The 22,204-nt window shown below is 49.3% G+C and carries 25 protein-coding genes; 17 read left to right on the forward strand and 8 right to left on the reverse strand.

From position 1 onward, the window contains the following. Positions 1–2 precede the first annotated feature (2 nt). Genes CFREI_RS11940 through mnhG form a run of 5 tightly spaced genes read left to right on the forward strand, consistent with a single transcriptional unit; the run spans position 3 to position 3,217 of the window. The gene (locus CFREI_RS11940; RefSeq protein ID WP_027013007.1) at positions 3–485 is read left to right on the forward strand and encodes a Na(+)/H(+) antiporter subunit C; all 483 of its coding nucleotides are present in this window, start codon (positions 3–5) and stop codon (positions 483–485) included. Next, complete coding sequence (locus CFREI_RS11945) at positions 482–2,089, forward strand: Na+/H+ antiporter subunit D (protein ID WP_027013006.1); 1,608 nt, start codon at positions 482–484, stop codon at positions 2,087–2,089. The genes CFREI_RS11940 and CFREI_RS11945 overlap by 4 nt, the downstream gene beginning before the upstream one ends. Then, the gene (locus tag CFREI_RS11950; protein ID WP_027013005.1) at positions 2,086–2,580 is read left to right on the forward strand and encodes a Na+/H+ antiporter subunit E; all 495 of its coding nucleotides are present in this window, start codon (positions 2,086–2,088) and stop codon (positions 2,578–2,580) included. Before CFREI_RS11945 ends, CFREI_RS11950 begins: the two co-directional genes overlap by 4 nt. Before the next feature lie 2 nt (positions 2,581–2,582). After that, positions 2,583–2,855: a monovalent cation/H+ antiporter complex subunit F gene (locus CFREI_RS11955; protein WP_027013004.1), complete on the forward strand. Its 273-nt coding sequence runs from the start codon at positions 2,583–2,585 to the stop codon at positions 2,853–2,855. After that, entirely contained in the window at positions 2,852–3,217 is a 366-nt protein-coding gene (gene mnhG, locus CFREI_RS11960; RefSeq protein ID WP_027013003.1) for a monovalent cation/H(+) antiporter subunit G, read from the forward strand. The genes CFREI_RS11955 and mnhG overlap by 4 nt, the downstream gene beginning before the upstream one ends. A gap of 294 nt (positions 3,218–3,511) precedes the next feature. Here the strand turns inward: mnhG and CFREI_RS11965 are convergent, their stop codons facing one another. Genes CFREI_RS11965 through CFREI_RS11975 form a run of 3 tightly spaced genes read right to left on the reverse strand, consistent with a single transcriptional unit; the run spans position 3,512 to position 5,469 of the window. Then, on the reverse strand, positions 3,512–4,633 hold the full coding sequence (locus tag CFREI_RS11965; protein ID WP_027013002.1) for a glutamate--cysteine ligase: 1,122 nt from the start codon (positions 4,631–4,633) through the stop codon (positions 3,512–3,514). Continuing rightward, positions 4,633–5,223 carry a LytR C-terminal domain-containing protein gene (locus CFREI_RS11970; RefSeq protein ID WP_084170782.1) on the reverse strand — a complete coding sequence of 197 codons (591 nt, stop codon included), beginning with the start codon at positions 5,221–5,223 and terminating at the stop codon, positions 4,633–4,635. Before CFREI_RS11970 ends, CFREI_RS11965 begins: the two co-directional genes overlap by 1 nt. A gap of 3 nt (positions 5,224–5,226) precedes the next feature. Continuing rightward, positions 5,227–5,469, reverse strand: coding sequence for a DUF3263 domain-containing protein (locus CFREI_RS11975; protein WP_084170791.1), 243 nt, complete (start codon positions 5,467–5,469; stop codon positions 5,227–5,229). A 43-nt stretch (positions 5,470–5,512) separates the two neighbouring features. Between CFREI_RS11975 and CFREI_RS11980 the strand changes: the two genes are divergently transcribed. From CFREI_RS11980 to CFREI_RS12000, 5 genes are all read left to right on the forward strand, one after another. Further along, on the forward strand, positions 5,513–6,106 hold the full coding sequence (locus CFREI_RS11980; RefSeq protein ID WP_027012999.1) for a peptide deformylase: 594 nt from the start codon (positions 5,513–5,515) through the stop codon (positions 6,104–6,106). Then, positions 6,099–7,082, forward strand: coding sequence for an N-acetylglutamate synthase, CG3035 family (locus CFREI_RS11985; RefSeq protein ID WP_027012998.1), 984 nt, complete (start codon positions 6,099–6,101; stop codon positions 7,080–7,082). The genes CFREI_RS11980 and CFREI_RS11985 overlap by 8 nt, the downstream gene beginning before the upstream one ends. 10 nt (positions 7,083–7,092) lie before the next feature. Further along, positions 7,093–7,872 (forward strand): exodeoxyribonuclease III, encoded by a 780-nt coding sequence (locus tag CFREI_RS11990; protein ID WP_027012997.1) that lies wholly within the window; start codon positions 7,093–7,095, stop codon positions 7,870–7,872. Continuing rightward, a complete protein-coding gene (gene cls / locus CFREI_RS11995; RefSeq protein ID WP_027012996.1) occupies positions 7,872–9,335 on the forward strand; it encodes a cardiolipin synthase in 1,464 nt (487 codons plus the stop codon). Before CFREI_RS11990 ends, cls begins: the two co-directional genes overlap by 1 nt. A 106-nt stretch (positions 9,336–9,441) precedes the next feature. Further along, positions 9,442–9,918, forward strand: a complete 477-nt coding sequence (locus CFREI_RS12000) for a MarR family winged helix-turn-helix transcriptional regulator (protein WP_051256000.1) — start codon at positions 9,442–9,444, stop codon at positions 9,916–9,918. A 20-nt stretch (positions 9,919–9,938) separates the two neighbouring features. Here CFREI_RS12000 and CFREI_RS12005 read toward each other — a convergent pair whose 3' ends face one another. After that, on the reverse strand, positions 9,939–11,114 hold the full coding sequence (locus CFREI_RS12005) for a multidrug effflux MFS transporter (protein WP_240483215.1): 1,176 nt from the start codon (positions 11,112–11,114) through the stop codon (positions 9,939–9,941). Between the two features lie 186 nt (positions 11,115–11,300). Here CFREI_RS12005 and thiC point away from each other — a divergent pair, with 186 nt between their 5' ends. The 5 genes from thiC to CFREI_RS12030 all read left to right on the forward strand — a co-directional run bounded on the left by thiC (position 11,301) and on the right by CFREI_RS12030 (position 15,751). Beyond that, positions 11,301–13,004, forward strand: coding sequence for a phosphomethylpyrimidine synthase ThiC (gene thiC / locus CFREI_RS12010; protein ID WP_051255999.1), 1,704 nt, complete (start codon positions 11,301–11,303; stop codon positions 13,002–13,004). A 283-nt stretch (positions 13,005–13,287) separates the two neighbouring features. Then, entirely contained in the window at positions 13,288–14,481 is a 1,194-nt protein-coding gene (locus tag CFREI_RS12015; RefSeq protein WP_169719163.1) for a Na/Pi symporter, read from the forward strand. 15 nt (positions 14,482–14,496) lie between these two features. Then, positions 14,497–14,724: a hypothetical protein gene (locus CFREI_RS12020; RefSeq protein ID WP_027012992.1), complete on the forward strand. Its 228-nt coding sequence runs from the start codon at positions 14,497–14,499 to the stop codon at positions 14,722–14,724. A gap of 164 nt (positions 14,725–14,888) precedes the next feature. Then, the gene (locus tag CFREI_RS12025; RefSeq protein WP_156907774.1) at positions 14,889–15,032 is read left to right on the forward strand and encodes a hypothetical protein; all 144 of its coding nucleotides are present in this window, start codon (positions 14,889–14,891) and stop codon (positions 15,030–15,032) included. 212 nt (positions 15,033–15,244) lie between these two features. Beyond that, on the forward strand, positions 15,245–15,751 hold the full coding sequence (locus CFREI_RS12030; protein WP_027012991.1) for a DUF2004 domain-containing protein: 507 nt from the start codon (positions 15,245–15,247) through the stop codon (positions 15,749–15,751). A gap of 57 nt (positions 15,752–15,808) precedes the next feature. On the opposite strand, the gene CFREI_RS12035 is transcribed toward CFREI_RS12030, so the two are convergent. Together CFREI_RS12035 and CFREI_RS12040 are read right to left on the reverse strand one after the other, a co-directional pair. Next, the gene (locus tag CFREI_RS12035) at positions 15,809–18,223 is read right to left on the reverse strand and encodes an FtsX-like permease family protein (protein WP_027012990.1); all 2,415 of its coding nucleotides are present in this window, start codon (positions 18,221–18,223) and stop codon (positions 15,809–15,811) included. After that, positions 18,224–18,946, reverse strand: a complete 723-nt coding sequence (locus tag CFREI_RS12040) for an ABC transporter ATP-binding protein (RefSeq protein ID WP_051255998.1) — start codon at positions 18,944–18,946, stop codon at positions 18,224–18,226. It lies immediately after the preceding gene. Between the two features lie 87 nt (positions 18,947–19,033). Here CFREI_RS12040 and CFREI_RS12045 point away from each other — a divergent pair, with 87 nt between their 5' ends. Next, entirely contained in the window at positions 19,034–19,387 is a 354-nt protein-coding gene (locus CFREI_RS12045) for a hypothetical protein (RefSeq protein ID WP_051255997.1), read from the forward strand. Between the two features lie 57 nt (positions 19,388–19,444). Beyond that, positions 19,445–20,509, forward strand: coding sequence for an alpha/beta fold hydrolase (locus CFREI_RS12050; protein ID WP_240483224.1), 1,065 nt, complete (start codon positions 19,445–19,447; stop codon positions 20,507–20,509). Here CFREI_RS12050 and CFREI_RS12055 read toward each other — a convergent pair. Beyond that, entirely contained in the window at positions 20,506–21,264 is a 759-nt protein-coding gene (locus CFREI_RS12055; protein ID WP_027012989.1) for an ABC transporter permease subunit, read from the reverse strand. The two genes, CFREI_RS12050 and CFREI_RS12055, sit on opposite strands and share 4 nt — an antisense overlap. Positions 21,265–21,267: 3 nt before the next feature. Continuing rightward, positions 21,268–22,188 carry an ATP-binding cassette domain-containing protein gene (locus tag CFREI_RS12060; protein WP_027012988.1) on the reverse strand — a complete coding sequence of 307 codons (921 nt, stop codon included), beginning with the start codon at positions 22,186–22,188 and terminating at the stop codon, positions 21,268–21,270. Positions 22,189–22,204 lie beyond the last annotated feature (16 nt).

A 22,204-nucleotide genomic window follows, 5' to 3' on the forward strand; every position in this document is an offset into this window, starting at 1 on the left:
TTATGGTTGCGAATTTCTTTTTGCTTCTCACTTGCGGCGTCCTCGTGGCTAGTGGAGCATACCTATTACTCGATCGTGCGATGACCCGTATGCTTTTGGGCTTATTACTTATGGGTAATGGCCTAAATTTACTCATGCTTACGGCTGGCGGTAAGGCTGGGGCTCCTCCTATTCAGGGCCGTAATTCGGCGCTCATTGCGCAGGATTCTGATCCACTTGCACAGGGCATGATCTTAACCGCGATTGTGATTTCTATGGCTATGACCGCGTTTATTTTGGCGTTGGCGTATCGGCAGTATCGTTATCGCACTGCGGATTTGATTGATAATGATTCTGAAGACACCGCATTGGCAACCCGCACCACGGCAGCAGCACCTGACCGTGATGCTTCAGACGATCCCCTTACTGGCAAACCAACCGCAAGCGGCGATAAATTCGGCCCGGAATGCTTCGAGGCTCCCGTGGAAAAGCAGGTGGAGCGATGAATTACCTTATTCCATTGCCGATTATTTTGCCGGCAATTGGTGCTGCATTGACACTGGTTACTCCCAACCGGATTGTGCAACGCGCTATTGCATTAATGACGCTGACTGGGCTTATCGCCTTGACTGTTACGCTCGTAATGCTTGTAGACGCCCGCGGTACCCAGGTTGTCCAGATAGGTGGCTGGGACGCACCCGTAGGTATCACACTCGTTGCAGACCGTCTTTCCGCACTCATGCTCGCGGTCAGTGCCCTCGTACTGTTTACCGTTATGTGGTATGCCATTGCCCAGGGTGTGCGAGACGGCAGCAAAGATGAACCAGTAGCCGTCTTTATGCCAGCGTACTTGCTGCTTAGTATGGGCGTGAATATGAGTTTCCTTGCGGGGGACTTATTTAACCTCTATGTGGGTTTTGAGGTGTTCCTGGTGGCTTCCTATGTATTGCTTACACTCGGCGCTTCCCCAGGGCGTGTTCGCGCAGGTGTTTCCTATGTCATGGTATCTATGCTGAGTTCGCTAGTATTTCTGCTGGCACTTGCACTGATTTATGCCGCTGTAGGCACTATGAATATGGCGCAAATTTCGCTTCGTATGGAAGAAATACCAGCTGGAACTCGGGGCGCTTTATTTGCCGTACTTTTGGTCGCCTTTGGCATTAAAGCTGCAGTATTTCCCCTTTATTCTTGGCTCCCAGACTCCTACCCCACCGCACCCGCCCTAGTGACCGCCGTTTTTGCGGGGTTACTTACAAAGGTAGGCGTATATTCCATTATTCGCTTACGCTCCGTTGTATTTACTGATGGCCGTCTGGATAACTGGCTTATGTGGGCTGCCCTAGCAACAATGATTGTGGGAATCCTCGGTGCAATGGCTCAAAACGATATTAAACGGCTATTGTCGTTTACACTGGTCAGCCATATTGGCTATATGGTTATGGGCATTTCTCTTGGTTCCGCCCTCGGGCTTTCTGGCGCTATTTTCTATGCGGTCCACCACATTCTTGTACAAACTGCATTATTCCTAGTGGTCGGCCTTATAGAACGTCAAGCGGGCTCTTCCTCCCTCCGACGTTTGGGGTCGTTGGCCTACACATCACCTTTATTAGCAGCCCTCTACCTGTTACCAGCGCTTAATCTTGGTGGTATTCCGCCATTCTCCGGTTTCTTGGGCAAGCTTTTACTCCTTGAAGCTGCTGCCGAAAACGGTGGAACTATGGCATGGCTGCTCGTAGGCGGCGCTTTAATTACATCTCTACTTACCTTGTACACAATGACGCTGGTATGGGCTAAGGCATTTTGGCGCGACCGTTCCGATGCTCCGGACGGCGCTATGGCATTTGCGCAACCACGACCACTTACCGAAACAGTGAATATGGTGCCGGTTTCGGAGCGTCCAGATGTTGGCCGTATGCCAGTAGGTATGGTGCTGCCAACAGCAATCTTGGTCTCTGTTTCCTTGGCAGTCACGCTTTTAGCGGGACCGATCTCTGGCATTACTGGACGTTCCGCAGACTCCGCACAAGACGTAAATAATTACCGTAATGCAGTACTTGGCACTGAGATCTCTGCACCTGGTCGAACACTACCTACAGGAGCGGAAAAATGAGTCGTGTACGCCCATTTTCAATCCTCTGGCTTACTGTCATGTGGGTTTTAATGTGGGGTGAATTGTCTATTGGTAATGTGGCCGCCGGATTCTTCCTTGCCGTACTCATTACATTTTCCCTCCCTTTGCCCAAACTACCCGTAAATGTACAAAAAATTCGCTGGATACCGCTTCTAGGCTTATTACTAGAATTTTGCAAGGACCTAGTGTTTTCTTCACTGCATGTCGCTTGGATTGCCATGCGTTCCTCGCCTCAGCCTCCAGCGGCCTTCGTGAAAGTTCCAATGCGTGTAGCAGATGACTTAGTGTTCGCATTCGCTGTGGGGATCCTCAATTTGCAGCCAGGTGGCACCGTAAGCGATTTCGATTTAGATACGCAGGAAATCACTGTGCATTTGCTTAATGGCTCATCGCAGAAAGCAATCGAGCAAGAAATTTCCAATATCAACCAGCTGGAAACCCGGCTCAACCAGATTTTCGTTGCGAGGTAATTATGGATTATTACACCATTGGATTAGCACTAGCTAGCGCTATCTTCCTGCTCTCGCTACTTATTACGGGATACCGCCTGCTTGTTGGACCGAATTCTTTAGACCGGCTGGTAGCACTTGACGCCACCGCAGCAATGATCCAGTGTGCACTCGCTGTATATATTTGCTGGACCATAGATACTACTGTTTCTAACACTATGATGGTTGTCGCCTTGCTCGGTTTTATTGGCACCGTTGCGCTTACGCGATTCCGGAAACGAGATGATGCGTCATGATGAATATATTGAGTTTATTTTTCCTGCTCTGCGGGGCACTTCTCGCATTATCTGCGGCAATCGGATTAGTACGGTTCCGTGACACTATGTCACGCCTTCATGCGGTGACTAAACCTCAAACATTAGGGTTAATTTGCACGATTACAGGAACGATTTTGCGTGTTCTTGATTATGAAAAACTCGGCCCTGGCGAACGCGGTGATATGGGAGTACTCTTTCTGATTATTCTTTTTGCCCTGCTCACCGCACCCGTGGTAGCACAACGTGTAGGACGTATAGCCCGCAAAGAGGGACTATATGAAGAGGATTATCTTTCTCGGGATGACACCGACGGGAAAAAACCCGCTCGAAAACACGTCTAATTTGCGGAAGCACGGCTCCAGAAAGAACTTCACTTTATTTGCCCCTATTTATTGGGGCAAGATTTGAAATGCAGCAGCTATGTAACATTTCTTTCGGAACTTCCGATAGTCCAATCAGAAATGCAAAATGTGCGTTTGTATTTCTATGTTCTACAAAGTGCTTTGCGGCACAAAAATTCAACATTTCAGTAGGTGTCTACTGGCTACTACTTGATCCACCCTGTCGGATCATTTACACAAAAACACCAACCGCCTAACTTGTAAAAGTTAGGCGGTTTTGGTCTTCAAAGCGTGTTATTGCAGACTTTCCACTTCATCGCAGGTCGCATCTACAACTGCCTTCCAGGAACCTGTGGACTCATAAAGCTCACGTTGGCGTTGATATGCAGCACCACGCTCAATCAAGCTTGGAATATAGGCGATTTCTTTTTCGCATCCCAGTTCGCGGGCCAATGGGGTCAGCAAACCCGCCATTCGGATAAGATCGTCTTTGACCAGTACTTCATCAGTTTGCCGGCTAACAATGATCTCAGCATCTAGGCCATAACGTGCAGCACGCCATTTGTTTTCGGCGATATGCCACGGTTGGAGAGATGGCAGTTTTTCGCCCCTGTCTATTAGGCGATCGTAGTAGACAACAAGGCAATGGGTTAAGGCAACCACCGCAGATAGTTCTCGCAGTGTACTGGTTGCATCTGCTACGCGAACTTCGATTGTTCCCCATTTACCAGCTGGGCGAATATCAAAATGCATTGCTCCGGTGTGGTTAATTACCCCGGAGATTGCTTGGTCAGACATATATTCGGACCATTGCGCCCAATCAACAAAACCAAATGGCGCGCCAGCAGTTGGAAGTTGCTGGTAGAGCATGGTGCGGTTCGAGGCGTAGCCGGTATCAAGCCCATTCCATGCCGGAGAGCTCGCAGAGAGCACTAACAAATGCGGGTAGTGCGTCATAAGGGCATTGATAATTGGCCATACGCGTTCGGCATCGGAGATTCCAACGTGGACGTGTATACCCCAAATGAGCATTTGCCTGCCCCAGTATTGGGTACGCTCGATAATCTCCTTATAAATTTCTTTATCCGATACTGGCTGCGTACGCCAGTCGCTAAATGGATGGCTTCCCGACGCCCAGACGCGCACACGCTCTTGTTTTGCTGCTTCAATCACGGCGCTTAGGCCATTGCGAAGTTCTGCTACTGCATCGGGAACATTTGAATGCACACCAGTAACGATCTCCACCGTATTTTTCAAAAATTCTTTTTCAAGGTGAATTTCTGGATGCGCTTCATTGACACGAGCAATTACCGCATCTGCACATGGTGCAAGGTCTCTGGTTATGGGGTCAACAAGCGCGACTTCCCACTCGATGCCCAGTGTTGGTTTTGGCGATGAGTTAAAAGGTTGTTCCATTAGCGATTCAGGTCTTGAGTGACTACAAGGACTACACCAGTTGGTGCATTTTCCAATTCGGAGCCGCGTGGCGCAGCCGTAATCCCGAGTTTATCGGCAAGGGCGCGGGCGGTTTTTTCCTCTTTATCTTTCCCTTGTGTGAAGTACACAACCGATGATGGGAACGTAGTTTCGGAGTGGTTTCCGACTTCCGCGACATCGAAATTATGTTTACCAACTTCGTCGGCAACGCGCTGACCCAGTCCTTGAATTGTTGAATTATTCAAAACATGTATGGGCTCACCTCCGGATTGGACCTCATTGCCAGATACTGGTGATTCGCTTGATTTTTCCGTTTGTTGGGTTTCGCTAGTTGCTACTGCTTGCTGCTCGTTAGAAGTTGGTGTTTGCTGCGCAGTAGTCGCTTGACCAATGGAACTACTTGGGGCAGCTTGGGCGTTATTTGTCTCAGTCGGGGCAGTTTCAGCACCTTGAGACAACATAAATACTCCCCAGGCGATAAAAAGTGCCCCAATCGCCAGGAGGATCATTGCGAGTCCGCGTAACGGTAACCGCGGCTCGGCTGTGGGCTTCTGCTCTGGCTTACTCATGTTTTAGAGTTTAGCGGCAGCTCGACGCTGAGAGCGGTTATCTCGAATTCGGCGGAGTCGTGCCACCAGCTGCGGATGCTCTGCATATGCCGCCGGGACGTCGATAAGCTTATTTAAATATTGATGATATCGAATTGTACTCACGCCAAATTCATTGCGAATAGCAACTTCTTTCGCACCCAAGCACCGCGGCGCAGTTGATTCGAACATTAGTACCGAAGAATCGAAAGCGCTCAATTTAGTCATGCACAACAGATTAGTGGGTGGGCCAAGCAAGTAGGGTATAGACATGACAGTTAGGCCCATTGTTATCCACGGCGACCCAGTACTCCATAACCCGACTTCGCCCGTTACTGAACCCATAGCAGAATTGCAAGAACTCATTGCAGATATGTACGAAACCATGGATCGAGCCCACGGCGTCGGGCTAGCCGCCAATCAAATCGGCGTAAGCAAACGTCTTTTCGTATATAACTGTCCCGATGAAAACGGGAAGTACCGGCGTGGTTGCGTAATTAATCCAGTGCTTGAAACCTCCGAAATTCCAGAAACAATGCCTAACGACAATGGCGACGATGACGAAGGCTGCCTTTCTGTTCCAGGTGAATCATTTCCCACTGGCCGAGCATCATGGGCGCGAGTAACTGGCGTGGATGAGCACGGTGAACCCGTAACCGTCGAGGGCACCGGATTCTTTGCACGATGTTTACAGCATGAAGTCGGACACCTTGATGGGTTCCTCTATACCGACACCCTGATTGGCCGCTGGAAGCGCCAAGCCAAAAAGACCATTAAGCGAAATGGTTGGACCACTGCAGGGCTTACATGGCTCCCCGGCGTAGACGAAGACCCATTCGGACATGACGAGGACGTCCATGAATAAGATGTGGCGAAAAACCACACCTGAAATCGGCGATCGTGTGATCGTTCGTCGCCGCATTCCCAATACACCCGGGCACATAACCGATGTCATTGGGCATGTTCTATCCCTCGACCCGCTTATTGTGCGTCCACAAGCAGTCGGCGGACTCCCCTCTACGGCGGAAGCGATCACTATCCCCCAAGAATTAGTGCAGGTATGTAAAGTCCTTCCCCCGCGACGCGTTCGAAATTCGGACATACGTGCGGTAGAACAGGCAACCGCTGCAGCCTTCCCAGGCATCGAACATATTTGGCACAATGGGTGGCTTTTAAGGGCCGGTGACGGTATTACAGAACGTTCAAATTCAGCTGCACCACTTGGAGCTTCAGCAGGACTTTCAGAAGTACCCTTAGAAGAAATCCGCGCCTTTTACCGTAGCCACAATATGCCTACAAGAATTCTTATTCCGGACCGAATTGCGCGTTCCGCAGAAATCGTCTGTGCGAATTGGAAGTTAGGCCCCGAAATTGTGGTGATGACTCGCAAATTAGAGGAAACTACCGTAACCGAATTACCGCCAGGATTCGCATTCCATGTGGATACCGAGCCCGATAAGTCCTGGTTGAATTTGTATCATTTCCGTGGTGAACCATTGCCCACGCATGCATTAAATCTGCTTAGGGATGCAATTGAGGGGTCAATGGTATTCGCCCGATTAACACATAAGAACGAAACTGTCGCAATTACCCGCGGCACGATTACCCAATCGGAAGATGAGCGCCACTGGTTGGGTTATTCCGCAGTGGAAGTCGCTCCAGATTTTCGACGCCGCGGCCTCGGCACCGCCCTCGGCAACGCAATGTTGCATTGGGGGCAATCTTCTGGTGCTGGGCAAGCATATTTACAAGTAATTGCATCAAATACCGCTGGTATAGGACTATATAAAAAACTGGGTTTCTTTGAGCACCATCGACACCGCTATGCGGAGGAAGGATAATCTTTAACGCATGCGAATTGTCAATTGGAATGTGAACTCGATTCGGACGCGCGCCGACCGGGTACTTGACTTTCTACAACGACACGACGTCGATGTTCTTGCCATGCAGGAGACAAAATGCAAGGATGAACAATTCCCCCACCTGGTGTTTCAACAAGCTGGCTATGAAATAGCGCATGTGGGTTATAACCAGTGGAATGGCGTAGCAATTCTCTCACGTGTTGGATTAACCGAAGTAGCTGATCATTTTCCCAATCAACCTGGGTTTGATAAAGATCCCTTAAAGCCGCAGAATCTTGAGGCCCGCGCTCTTGGCGCTACATGTGGTGGTGTTCGCGTCTGGAGCCTCTACGTCCCGAATGGCCGCGAGATCGCCGATCGGCATTATGATTACAAGCTCCGCTGGCTGGATGCGCTGCGTCGCCTTGCATTGCAAAGTCCCGAACTTGCCGTTTATCTAGGTGATTTTAATATCGCACCACTTGATACAGATGTTTGGGATATCGCTGCATTTGCTGGTGCAACACATGTCACCGAACCAGAGCGCGCTGCCTTTGCACTGCTAGAAGATGCGGGACTAGTGGAAACTTCCCGCAGATTTGATGGCGGGTTTTCCTATTGGGATTACAAAGGTGCACGGTTTCAGCGCGGAGAGGGCATGAAAATTGATTTCCAATTGGCTACTCCTGCCCTAGCAATACGAGCAACCGGCGGTTTTATTGATCGTGAGGAACGCTCCGGCAAAGGGGCATCAGACCATGCTCCGGTGATCGTGGATTACAACGTGTAATGTTCGAAATTAATTTGGAATGGTGGCAGACCTTTGGCCTGATTATCGATTACACAATCAAGATCATGGCCATTGGAACCGTCCCTGAGGGACGCAAGCCTGGCTCCTCTAATGCCTGGCTTTTGGCAATTTTGGTATTGCCCCTTGTTGGTCTTCCGCTATTCCTTTTGATGGGCAGCCCATATATTAATCGGCGTCGTCACCGTGTTCAGCAAGAAGCAAACGCTATGACGGATGATATTCACTCGGATCTTCCAGATTTGCCCAAAGGCGAAGATGTTGGCTCTGAATTGACATCTATGGTGAAACTTAATCGCCGCCTTACCGGAATGCCAGCGTTACCTGGTGTAATTACCGACTTGCACTGCGATTATCAAGGCTCTTTTGAACGCATGGCGGAGGTTATTGACCAAGCAAAGGAATATATCCATGTGGAGATTTACATCGTCGCTTGGGATTCCAGTACAGATGTATTGTTTCGCGCCCTCGAACGTGCAGTAGCCCGCGGAGTAAAAGTTCGGTTGCTCTTCGATCAGGTTGGCTCTTGGAAGTATCCCGGCTATTTAAAGTTGGGGCGCCGCCTTACCGCTATTGGTATCGACTGGCACCTTATGCTTCCCCTGCAACCCTGGCGTTGGCGTTTTCGACGCCCCGATCTACGCAATCACCGCAAGCTCGTCATTATCGACGGCCGCGTGGGGTTTATGGGCTCACAAAACCTTATTGACTCTTCCTACCTCACCCGAAAAAACCGGCGAAAACAACGCCATTGGGTCGATATTATGGTCGAGCTTACCGGACCAATCGTTGCATCGTTAGAAATGGTTTTTGCCGTTGACTGGTACCAAGAATCCGGAGAAAACCTTAAGATCGAACGCCCCCCAAACGTCGAATCATCGGCGGAAAATATTCTCCAGTTGGTGCCTTCTGGACCGGGATATACTACTGAGCCAAACTTACGGATTTTCAATACGATCGTCCACCACGCCAAAGACCGGATTATCTTGTGCTCACCCTACTTTATTCCAGACGAATCTCTACTCGAAGCGATAACTACCGCTTGCTATCGGGGTGTCCAGGTTGATCTATTGGTAAATGAAAAGTCCGATCAGTTTATGGTGGGGCACGCTCAATCAAGCTACTACCAGGGATTACTGGAAGCTGGGGTAAACATTTACATGTACAATGCACCAGATGTGCTACATTCCAAGTATATGGTAGCTGACCCTCACGGTGATGCAGTTGCCATAATGGGCTCTTCCAATATGGATATGCGGAGTTTCGGCTTAAATTACGAGGTCTCGTTAATGGCAGCACGCGGTGTACTGATCGACCAACTCACTGAGCTAACCGAACGGTATATCGAAAACTCGCGTACGCTATCCTTAGAGGAATGGTCCGAACGTGGATTCTGGAGGCGATATGTCGATAACGCAATGCGTCTGACCTCGGCATTGCAATAGTGTTTCACCTATCTGGGGGATACACGGCCAGTATTGATTAGGCCGCCAAAAGACTCAACAATAGAATTAATAATATCGTTATGTTGCGTCTCGTAGGAGCACAAATATGGTTGAGCGACCACCAATGAATGAAGCCCACCTGCAAGAATTCGCGCGTTCCCTCTATGGGACCGTTGCATCATTGCGCCGTCTTGCGGAGCGCCCCAATGAAGAATTGGACTTAACTCAGTCGGAAGTAGAAATTCTCTACTACGTCAAGCGGAACCCCGGTTGTAGCATTAGCGAAATTGCTAGGGTACGTCAGCTTCGCACCCCAAACGTAAGCTCTACTGTTCGACTGCTTACCAAACAGGGCTTTATTCGCCGTACCGATAGTACGACCGATCGACGCTGCCAGCAGCTATATCTCACGGAAACCGGACTTGAGTGCATTTCCCGCATCTTTGACTATTGGGCGGAAATTGTTGGCGGTATTGTCGAGCGTATGAAGCCGGACGATGTCATGGCTTTGCGCGGCTACTCAGATGCTTTTGAAAAGCTCTGGCATGCCGCGCACGAATATGCCTCGGACACTGGCTCCTAGCTTTTAAAAAACTGCAGGGTTTATTGAGAAGCCCTGCAGTTTTTTAAACCCACCAAACCAAGTGTTAGGCAACCTGCCATTCCTATTCCCAGCGCAAGTGCCGGATTCGAACCAATGCCCATAAGGGCACTAATAATTCCGGCCACGACAAACTGGCTAAATCCCATAACTGCGGACCCAGCTCCAGCACGTTCACGAACCATCCCAGTTCCTAGCGCTGTTGCATTTCCTAAAATAAAACCTAGATTAAGCACAGCAATAAAAAGCAATGCCGCAACCACAAACAAATGTGGGCCGAACAGGGCGTCGATAAGTATCCCGAAACCGCAGATAGCCATAACCCACATGGAATTCCGCACCAAAACATGCGGATCGGCGCGATCAACAAGCCGAGCATTTACAGCACTGCCCAACATTAGCCCGAGCGAATTAAGGGCAAACAAAGCGGAAAACCACACCGGCGAAACCCCAAGTTGCTGCTGGTACACAAAAGGGGAAGCCGAAATATAAGAGAATAATCCACCAAATGAAAGGGCGTACGCAATGGTATAGCCCCGAAAACCCCTATTACTTAAAACAAAACGGATACCTCGAAAAAACTCCGCAGCACCAGAATTTGCCCGACGTTCTACCGGCAAGCTTTCTTTGATCATGATAAACGCCACTACCAATTGCAATAGTGCGATAATGGCTAACACCATAAAAAGCCCACGCCATCCGAGTGGTTCGGCAAGAATGCCACCAATAACCGGTGCAATTACTGGCGCTAACCCCTGGATAGTCATCATTATCGAAAAAGCTTTTGCAGCAGCGGCCCCCGTAGCTAAATCCGCAACCACAGACCGCGCCAAAACAATGCAGGCGCCGGACCCCAAACCCAAGGCAAAACGCGAAGCAATAAGCACCTCAATAGTTGGAGCTACCGCACACGCAAATGCCGAAACAGCGGCAAGCGACGCCCCCATTAGTAACAAACCACGACGCCCAAATGTATCGGACACCGGACCAATAGCGATCTGACCAACCGCCATACCAAACATAAAACCGCTAATAGTGAGCTGTACCGCAGCAGCACTTGTATGTAAATCCACCGCAATATTTGGCAAAGTTGGCAAATACATATCGATAGCAAATGGACCGCCCGCAGCAAGCAAAGCCAAGGCCGCAAGCAATGAAGTGTTTAAGCGCTGAATCACACATTCACCCTAATGTGTGCAACTGATCCTGCTAAACCACGAGTAAACACGCACGAATTCTATTACAGTAGAAGCCGTTGTCCACGGGAGTGTGGCCATAGAAACCACGCTGAGAGGACGCCTAACACGGGGCGTCGACCGTATTTGAACCTGTCCGGATCATGCCGGCGTAGGGAGGAGTACTCAATGAATCAACGTGTGCATGCTCGAAACCTGAAAAGCGCACCACCAGAAGCAGGGCAAGTTACCACTGGGCCCATTTATCGCAGCCATAAAGTGTATAACCCAGTGCAATACCAGAGCGTTACCTTGCAAATACCTGCTCGAAGGATCGAACTCACCAACAACACAACTTTTGATGTCTATGACACTTCTGGTGTGTATACCGAAGTTGATCCGCAGCTTAACCTTGAGCAAGGACTAACAAAAACCCGAGATACCTGGCCAAAACACGCACCGGTACCAGCCTCAGAAGAACACCCAGAACTTCTAGTACAAACTCAATTGTCCTGGGCACGCGCCGGAATAGTTACCCCAGAAATGGCGTTTTGCGCGGCACGTGAAGGTTTTACCCCAGAAGAAGTGCGAGAGGAAGTTGCTGCGGGCCGCGCAGTGATTTGCGCAAACCGAAACCATCCAGAAATTGAGCCGATGGTTATTGGCCGCAAATTTGCTGTGAAGATCAATGCCAATATGGGTAATTCCGCCGTAACCTCCTCTATTGCAGAGGAAGTTGAGAAAATGGTGTGGGCCACACGCTGGGGCGCAGACACCATTATGGACCTCTCCACCGGCAACGATATCCATGAAACCCGCGAATGGATCCTGCGCAATTCTCCCGTGCCGGTGGGCACCGTGCCGATCTACCAGGCGTTGGAAAAAGTAGGCGGTGACCCCACGAAACTAACCTGGGAAATCTACCGCGACACAATTATTGAGCAGTGCGAACAGGGGGTCGATTACATGACCGTACATGCGGGTGTACTGCTTCGCTATATCCCCCTCGCCGCCAATCGCGTGACCGGAATTGTGTCCCGTGGGGGCTCTATTATGGCAGCCTGGTGTTTGCACCGCCACCAAGAATCGTTCCTATACACGCACTTCGCGGAATTGTGCGATATTTTGGCAAGCTACGACGTTACCTTTTCGCTTGGCGACGGCCTCCGCCCCGGCTCCATTGCCGACGCTAACGACGAGGCACAACTCGCCGAACTACGCACCCTAGGTGAGCTGACATTGATTGCTCGATCCCGTGGCTGCCAAGTCATGATCGAAGGACCGGGCCACGTACCCATGCACAAGATTGCCATCAATGTGGAATGGGAAGAAGAGTGGTGCCACGGCGCTCCATTCTACACCCTCGGCCCCCTAGCAACCGATATCGCCCCTGGTTACGACCATATAACCTCTGCCATTGGCGCGGCAATTATTGGCCAAGCAGGCACCGCAATGCTCTGCTACGTGACGCCAAAAGAACACCTTGGCTTACCGAATCGAGACGACGTAAAAACCGGCGTAATCACTTATAAAATCGCCGCCCATGCAGCCGACCTTGGCAAAGGCCACCCCCGAGCCCAGGAACGCGACGATGAACTTTCAAAGGCACGCTTTGAGTTCCGCTGGCACGATCAATTCGCTTTGGCGCTGGACCCGGATACCGCACTAGAGTTCCACGACGAAACCCTGCCCGCCGAACCTGCAAAAACCGCGCATTTCTGTTCAATGTGTGGGCCAAAATTCTGCTCAATGCGTATCTCCCAAGATGTTCGAGACTACGCCGCAGCCCACGGCCTGGATACCGTTGAAGCCATCGAAGCAGGCATGGCCGAAAAATCCGCAGAATTCCAAGCAGGCGGCGATCGCGTATACCTCCCGATATCTACGCAGTAACGCGGAAAGCAATAATCAGCTCGCGCGGCGGCACTTTCGCACTAAACCCGTGGTGGTCCGGACCACCAGGGGTTTTACAGCCCGCATTTCAACCCTGCTTAGGCAGTCGAGCCGGACAGCACCTACCTAACATCGCCGCCTTTCCAGCAGCCCTCCCCGATCCACCAAGGTTTTCTGCAATGTTCATCTGATGTTTACCTTTTGTAGGTCTATTCGTAGCCCACACGGTGTTGAGTAGTAAGTGTCTAAGTTTCACTCATGAACTCTCGGAGGTTTCTCCACCGTGACGCAGCAACTCACCACCAGCAGTACGCAGGTGACTCAAGGCCACGTTTCTCGACGCCGCGCATTACCACGCTGGGTGCTTTGGCTTGGGGCATTGGCCACCCTATATATGTTGATTGTTGCTATTGGGATTATTGGCGACGGATTCAAAGGGCTTGGAAAAGACGCAGCTCAAGGGCTTTTCGATTTTGCCACGAATCCTTTTATCGGCCTTTTTGTAGGAATCTTGGCGACCGCCATTATTCAATCTTCTTCAACCACCACAACTCTTGTTGTTACTGCCGTTGGCGCAGGCGCTTTACCTGTTGAGGTCGCCGTACCAATGATTATGGGCGCCAATGTTGGTACATCTGTAACTAATACTCTCGCCTCCTTGGGACATATTGGGCATAAAGATGAATTCCGCCGCGCCTTCGCGGCGTCGACAGTGCATGATTTCTTTAATCTTTTGGCTGTTATTGTCCTTCTACCCTTGGAGCTTTTCTTCCAACCGATTCAACGCTCCGCAGCATGGTTAGCTGATGCGCTTTATGGGACCGTGCTACCAGAACCGGGTAACGCTGACCTCATTGGTGCGTTAACCAAACCGGCAGTCAACTTACTTGGCATGAACGGAATTATGGGATCGCTTCAAGGTGGCATTCTTTCCGCTTCACTAACCATCGCACTAGGAATTGCCGCAATCTTTATGGCAGTACGGTGGCTAGGCAAGATTCTCCAGATTCTTATGGTTGGTAAGGCCAAGACTATTTTGGAAAAGTCTGTCGGTGGGCACCCAGCTACCGCAATGGCTGCAGGCGTTGGCGTTACCGCACTGGTGCAATCTTCCTCCGTTACCACTTCAGTCATGGTCCCATTTGCTGGCTCTGGCGCGCTGACCACAAAACAGATCTATCCGCTTACCCTTGGTGCAAATGTTGGCACTACTATTACTGCCCTGATTGCGGCTATGGCGGTCACGGGTCAAGGTGCAGCATTGGCGTTAGAAATTGCGCTAGTTCACGTTTTATTTAATGTGTTTGGCATTGTCCTTATTTATGTTTTGCCATTCCTCCGCAATATCCCACTAGTCTGTGCAGAATTCCTTGCTAAAGTTGCCACCGAACATAAGTCGTTGGCATTAGCCTGGGTAGTAACAGTGTTCCTAGCCATCCCTGCGCTTGCAATCTTGATTCATACGCAATTTACATAAACCTTTGGGGCCTCAATGAACGACGCCGAACTTGAGCGAATCCACAACGCTGGACTCGACGAGCTTGAACGCATGCTTGCCCACGCTGAAGAAGAAATCAAGGCTCTTCGTGCAGAGATAGCACTTCGACGTCAGGAGCAACGACATTTACAGATGCAGGCCCTTCCGGAAGATCTTTCGCAACTTGAAGGCGGTTGGTTAAATCTGGTCAAAGTTGTTCGAACAATTATGAGTGAGCGTTGAAACTTCTCCACACGACAGCATGAAGTAGTGCGCGCCGAGATACCGTCACAGAAAATCGGCGCGTTTGTCTTTTCAAAAACTTGCTACTTCTTGTATAGTGGGTCGCATTAACCAATAATGGGTTTTCACCCAAGAAATTTGAAGGTGGTGACACATTCCCCGTCATGAACGACTCCACACTTACCGACTCCCAGCGTGAATCCCTAGCCCACGCCGAGATTGAACTTCTGCCAGAAAATCTGTTCAGCCTCCGGGGAAGTTGGGCACTACTAAAGGACGCCTTCCACGAAATTTCTCACGCGGCGTAACCATTCACCGCAGGTAATCTTGTGCGTGTATATTCGGGGGGTTTCACCCTTGAACTGGGTTTTGAATTTCTTTTTTATGGTTGCCCACCGGCACCGCTCGCCTGGATAAATAAAAGTTATCAATATTGCAGTAGAAAGTGGATTTGGCAAGAGGCAGTAAACTCTTCAATACACGGTAAGTATGTCATGCGTTTAGTTGAAAGGCCGCTTCCATGTCTACATTCAATCTTGCCCCCTTTGGAGAAGTCTCTGCTGGCCAGTACTACAGTCAAATAGCCTCGGTGGAGGGGCAAGAAATTCACATTGAACTCGATTTAGAAGAAATTGAAGCCCTGGACGAAGCGCTCCCTACATTGAACGCATTGAGTTCTTTTCTCCCGAAACTTAATGAGCATACGCAACGCGCCCATAATGCTATCCTCCGCGCGTTCCACGAAGACCATGAGTGGGCAAAAGCATATGTTGACCACCATCTCGCCGAACTGTCTAATGAAGACTTAAAAGCAATCATTGGAACAAATCCTGAGCAAGCTTCTGCTGAGCAACTGGCAAAGAATCTGAGACTACACGCCATTAGTTCCGCCCCGCTGTCTGAAGACGATGAAGAAAGCCACTTGGCTAGCTTTGATTTCACAGTAGGGAAGGAATACACAAACTACGTACTCACCGTAAAATTCGCACTTGACGCAACGATCTCTGAAATCGCAATGGAAAGTTAGGCTCTCCAAGCAACACACCCGCACATTGAAAGGTAAGGATCCCAAACGTTGCCTGAGCTATAGTTTCGTAGCGCGGACAGCCCGGTAGCTAGCACTTAAAGTGCTTAACCCTCCAAAGATCGTACAACCAATGCACACCATTGCCAGTTGTGGAATATTGAAGTCGAATACCGGTGGGAGTTCTCCACCAGCGAATACTCCCCATACCCCAATAACTCCTGCAGCCGCCCCGAGAACGGTTCCTGCGATTGCACCAATTCCGGCAATAGCTAATGCTTCAAGAGCAAAAGCACTCACCACCGTGCGTGGTGTTGCTCCTAACGCACGAAGTAACAGGATTTCTTCATTACGTTCGAATACTGATAGTCCAGCTGTAGTCACTACACCTACTAGTGCCACAAATAGCGCCAATAAAACGATTCCTAAGGCGATATAGTGATACCGTTTCACTAGGTTAAGCGCGTCAATTCTGGGCGCTACCTGCCCAATCACTTCAAGTTCTTGGTTTGCCGCAAGGTCCATAACCTGATCTCTAGCTGCTGGCTCAATTCCCGCACCCGCAAAACGAATCCAAAGCACATGTGCTTGTTGTTGCCCTGCTAACCTGTCAAATACTTCTTTGGAGACAATCGCCCCGGCAACTCGAGATTCCAAGATCTTTGTTTGCAGTGTAACTTGCTTTGGTCCGGCTACTACGGTGGCTGATTCGCCATTAGGAATTTGATAGGCATCTCCAAGGATGATTGTGTCCGATGTAATTGGTCCACCGAGAGTATCAGTTCGGAGCATTGCTTGATCTACAGTAGAAACTCCAATGATTTCTGCCTGGTGGTTTGGCTGTCCTGGAGTTTGAATTGTTACTTCAGCTATGGGTAGTAGACGAGCGGTTTCTACACCACGTATTTCTGAGAAACTATTAAGGGTTTGTTCGTTTATCGCGCCGACAAGGATAGCGTCTACCGGTGTTTTTCGGTCAGAAAAGTCCAGCGTGGTGGCATATACCGTTGCGAAACCAACAGTAGCCATCGCGGCCAGAGCTGCCACTACTGATATTGCTAGAGCAGCGTTTGCGGAACGGTGTACATTTCGCACCATGTTTTCCATCCCAAGGGTAAATGGAATATTGCCTAGCGCTTTGGCAATAATACTCAATAGCTTTCCTGCTGCCATAACCAGCGGCGGGAGCATAAGGATTATTGCTATCAAGAAAACTAGACCTCCCGAAACCGAAAGAATTAACGAACGTAAAGAGTTCGCAAATATAAGCATCCCAACGCTTATCGCTAGCAACAATAATGCGATGATTGCCCTCATCCCCGATATTGTTCGCGCTCCAGGCAACAGCGCATATGTATCCACTATTAATGCAGGTGACGCACTGTTTGCTAGTTTGGCAGGGCGTAACGACGCCCCCATTGTGCTGATAATTCCTACGCTCAACGCGAGCACTACACTAAGCACCGATACCGAAAAATTAACAGTGGACCCAAGAAAACCACTTTGCCCGTCTACAAATATCTTCGTTGCGGAAATCCCCAGTATTAACCCAATTATTGAACCCAGCACACCTACAAATAAGCCCTCTTTGCACACCAATAAAAACACAGTATGTTTTGAAGCCCCCAAACACCGCAATAGCGCAAATTCGCGGCGACGTCGTAAAGCAAACGTTTGGAAAACACTGGCTACAACAATTGCTGTAACTACAACGCAAAGTACGCCGAGCGCAGCCATGACCGACACGATTAGGTCTGCTTTTGGAGTGCTTGCACGCATTAATCTCTGCACCTCCGCCTCGGCCGAGGTAACCTGAAGCTCATTGTCCCGCACAGCCGGGAGATCGGTAATCCGTTCTAAAATTTGAGGATCTTCCGAAAACACATACACTTTGGAATACCCTGCCAAACCATGAGATTCCATAATTTCGGTGTCTTGCGCATAAAGGCGAAGGGTTCCAGTATCCGTGGCAGCATCACCACCTGGGGAAATAACTCCAACCACCGTGACTTTAATAGTGGGTTTCTGATTATTATCAAAAAGCTGAATAACCGAGCCTTCCGAATAGCCTTGCGACCTAAAAACGCTCTGACTTATGGCTACTTCCTGCGGCGCGGTCGGTAATCTGCCAGACACCAATTTTGTTGTAGCAGAAAATTCCGGAACGCTTTCAATAACCACTTTTGAACTGGTTTTCCCACCTGCGATATATGCAACTGTGTTTGAAAATGTTCGAATCTGCACAGATTGGTCAAGCTCTGTAATCTCGGCAATAGCAATTTCATCCACACTGTGGTTGGTTTTCGCACTGCCAGAGACCACAACGCCGGCTTGCCCAACGATGGCGCGGGCACTCGCTTCCAAACCAGATCGAACGGAATCCCCCAATGTAAGTGCAAAGGTGAGCATAAATACGCCGATCGCCACTGTAAAAATCGATGGGATTAGGCCTCTAAGTTGTAGTTTTCCGAGCATTTATTTGATCCGCCATGGAGATTGCTGCTGTGCCACAAAGTTTCCACCGAGGCCATCGTTAAGTATTTTGCCGTCTTCAATTTCAATGATTCTTGAAGCCTGTTGCGCTACCACCGGATCGTGGGTCACCATTACCACTGTTTGACCTTGTGATCGAACGCCCTGAGCCAATACATCAATAAGGTTCCGGCTGGATTCCCTATCCAAAGCACCAGTGGGTTCATCTGCGAAAACCACCGTAGGTCTGCTTAAAAGCGCACGAGCGACCGCCACTCGTTGTTGTTGACCACCAGATAGTTCTGCTGGTCTGTGGGATAATCGGTCCTTAATCCCCAGCTTTTCCACGAGGGCTTGCAAATATGATTCATCAACAGCACGCTTAGATAATCTCAAAGGGAGAATAATGTTTTCGCGGGCTGTCAGTGTGGGCAGCAAATTAAAGGCCTGGAAAATAAAGCCAATTTGCTCCCTACGGATCCTTGTTAATTCGGAATCTGGCAAGCCCGTAATTTCAGTTTCGCCAATCCAACAGCGCCCGGCAGTTGGCGTATCTAACCCCGCCAAACATTGCATAAGTGTAGATTTTCCTGATCCAGATGGCCCCATTATTGCAACGAATTCGCCATATTGAATACCCATTGAAACATCATTAATGGCAGTGATATTTGAAGCTCCAGAATAGTATTGTTTTACCAGGTTACGTGCGGTAACTGCGAAATTCATTTTGGGTGTCCCTTCAAGTGAAAATAGGGGTGTAAATCAGGAAACACCCTGATGTATTCACATAGAGTTCTAATACACGCTATATCTATGCAATTTTTAACACGGCGACGCCAATACCTTGCCGCAGCTTTCGCGGCTTTGACACTTAGCTTAAACGGTATAAGCACTGCAACCGCAGCACCAACACAGATTTCATGGGAGCAATGCCCAGCCGAGGTCAATATTCAAAATGCTCAATGCGGGCGTATCGACGTCCCCATGAATTACGCCAACCACTCAGGTAAACGCATTGACGTGGGATTGGTAAAATTACCAGCAAAACAGCAAAGTAGAGGATCGCTATTTTTCAATCCGGGTGGCCCCGGCGGCAGTGTCTACGATGTTCTTGACGCAAACTCTTTGATTCCAGTCACTTGGCCGGAAGAAATACGTAAAGAATAGGACATTATTGCAGTTCAACCGCGTGGTCTTGAAGGTTCTACACCACTAGAATGCGAAATTCCTGCCGATCAATCCCTAATAGGACTAATAAATTTCGGCGGAAAGCTCAAGGAAACCTGTGACCAAAACATTCCTGGCTATACCGACAATATCAATACAGAAACCACCGCACATGATTGGGATGAAGTGCGCAAAGCACTAGGCGAGGAAAAAATTTCTTTATTAGGAACATCGTACGGTACGTACCTTGCATCTATGTATGCAACCAAATTTCCAAATAATACGGATAAAGTGATACTTGATTCTGGTTACAACGTAGACGCGGATACTACCGAGCAGCTTCGGGGCTTCGATGAAGCCATGGCTGATTTTCTCACATGGGTGGCCCGACATGATGCGACCTACCACCTAGGCACCACCCCGGAAGCCGTATATGCAAGATGGTCACAACGCATTACGGATGAAACTGGTGCAAGTCCAACTATCACCCCACCAAACGCAACAAACCTCGAGCGAGTTAGCACAGATCTCAAAGGGCTTTGGACCCAAATCACGAGTGGTGGAGGTAATCAAGTGAATTCGCCAACACTACTGCTCACCCAGGTATATCTTGGGATTCCTACCGAATGGCCAAAACTTGCAAAAACTATTGCGAGCCCAGAACCAACGGTGCTACCGGAATCGCTCCAAACATTTGAAATGGCACCTATGGCACCAATCGTTATATGTAATGACCGCAACGTACCAATACGCCCCACCCACCTTGCGTCCGGGATGTGGTCCCAAATCACCGGACACCCTTACGCCACCATTCACCTCATAGCCAGCGGCGTCCTCTGTGCAGGCGCAGAAACCAAACAACCGGCGCCAGCTATTTCAGGTGAAAAACTGGCTATAAAACCTTTGCAGATTCAGGGCACCCGTGACCCTAATACTCCGTATTGGAATTTCCAAGATATGGCCCAGGCAATGCAAAGTCATGTTCTTACCGTTGAAGGACCAGGACACGTACAAGGCCTTACGGGAAATAAAGAACTCAATAAAATCATTGGCGAATACTTGCGCACAGGGAGCACAACTGAAACTAAGATCGCTGGGATTGATCCTAAGCCGGAACCCTAGGCATCCCGCAAACGCACTGCAATTAAACCGAGAATAAATAGTACCGCAGCCCAAGCAATAAAATAGTACAGAGATCCGGTGTAATCCCATGAAGTGTGTGTCAGGCCGGCCCTATTTACAAATGCTTCAAGGTTTGAAAACGGCCCATGATTAGCAATCTTGGGCCCGTGTTTAGGCAAAAAGTACAAGCCTTTTTCCAAGCCAAGGAACCATGCCAACATAATGGCAATTGCACCTGCTGTCTGGCGAACTAGCATTGCAACCCCCATACAGATACTCACCACAAGAAAGACAATTAGGGGGTAAACCCACATCATGCGGAGCAGGTTTGTATCATTCCAAATATCTATTTGAGCGCTAAGTTCTGCGCCTCCCGTAAGCTTGGCCAAATAGAAGCCCGCTAAGAGTGTAAAAAACGTAAGCAGTATTGCGATCACGCTATATAAAAACCATTTACATAGCATGACAAGAATTCGCTGTGGCGTAGCCGCAAATGTGACACTAATGCTATTGTGACGGTATTCGGAAGTGACAACCATAATCGACTGGATAATGATTACCAGCATCCCGAAATAATAGATTCCCATAGGCAGGAGGGTGACTTCAATATAACCGCCTTCGGTTTGGTTAGCACTCCAGCCAGCAAGACCAGGAAGAAGCAATCCAAGCGCAATAAAAACCCCTGAGGTCCAGAAAAGCGCTTTTGTGGTGCGAAGCTTAATCCATTCGGATCGAATCGTAAAGAAAGGATTCACCTGTTACCGCCCCTTTGCCTGATATTCAACAGCATGACCAGTCATTGTCATAAATGCGTCTTCAAGTGAGGCTTTTCGCTCCGAAAGCTCTCTAATATTAATTTGGGTCGAATACGCTAAATCCCCAATATAATCAATTTCTTGGTCTTTAATAACAAATACCAGACGACCTTCCGCATCCTTTTCTTGTTCAAATTCCACGCCTTCATCAGTAAGCACGCCCTCAAACTCTGTAATATGAGGCGTGCGCACAAGCACGGAAGTTTGGGAAGAGTGTTTAATAAAGTCATAGGTCGAGGAATCTGCTACTAATTGGCCTCGCCCAATCACAATAAGATGATCCGCAGTTAAGGACATCTCTGAAAGCATGTGCGAACTCACCATAACGGTACGCCCCTCGGCAGCCAACCCTTTCAGGAAGTTCCGAACCCACCGAATGCCTTCAGGATCAAGGCCATTTACCGGTTCATCCAGCAAAAGGATTCCGGGATCGCCAAGAAGTGCTGTAGCTAGGCCAAGACGCTGGCCCATACCAAGGGAAAATTTACCGGCTTTTTTACCAGCTACTCCGGAGAGTCCAACTAGACCAAGTACTTCATCAACTCGACGTTTCGGAATACCATTCGAAGCAGCGACCCATTTTAAATGGTTGGCGGCAGTGCGGTTAGGGTGCACTGCCTTCGCATCCAACAGCGCACCTACTTCATTCAGTGGATTACGTAGGCTGCGATACTTTTTACCATTAATAAGTGCAGTGCCCGCGCTCGGCCGGTCTAACCCAAGAATCATGCGCATAGTAGTGGATTTACCTGCACCGTTGGGCCCTAAAAAGCCAGTGACAATCCCTGGTTTCACAGCGAAACTCAGGTTGTCTACGGCCCGCACCCGGCCGTATTGCTTTGTGAGCCCTTTGACTTCGATCATGCACACTAGTGTGGCA

The sequence above is a fragment of the Corynebacterium freiburgense genome (assembly GCF_030408815.1).
In the GTDB taxonomy this organism is placed as follows: domain Bacteria; phylum Actinomycetota; class Actinomycetes; order Mycobacteriales; family Mycobacteriaceae; genus Corynebacterium; species Corynebacterium freiburgense.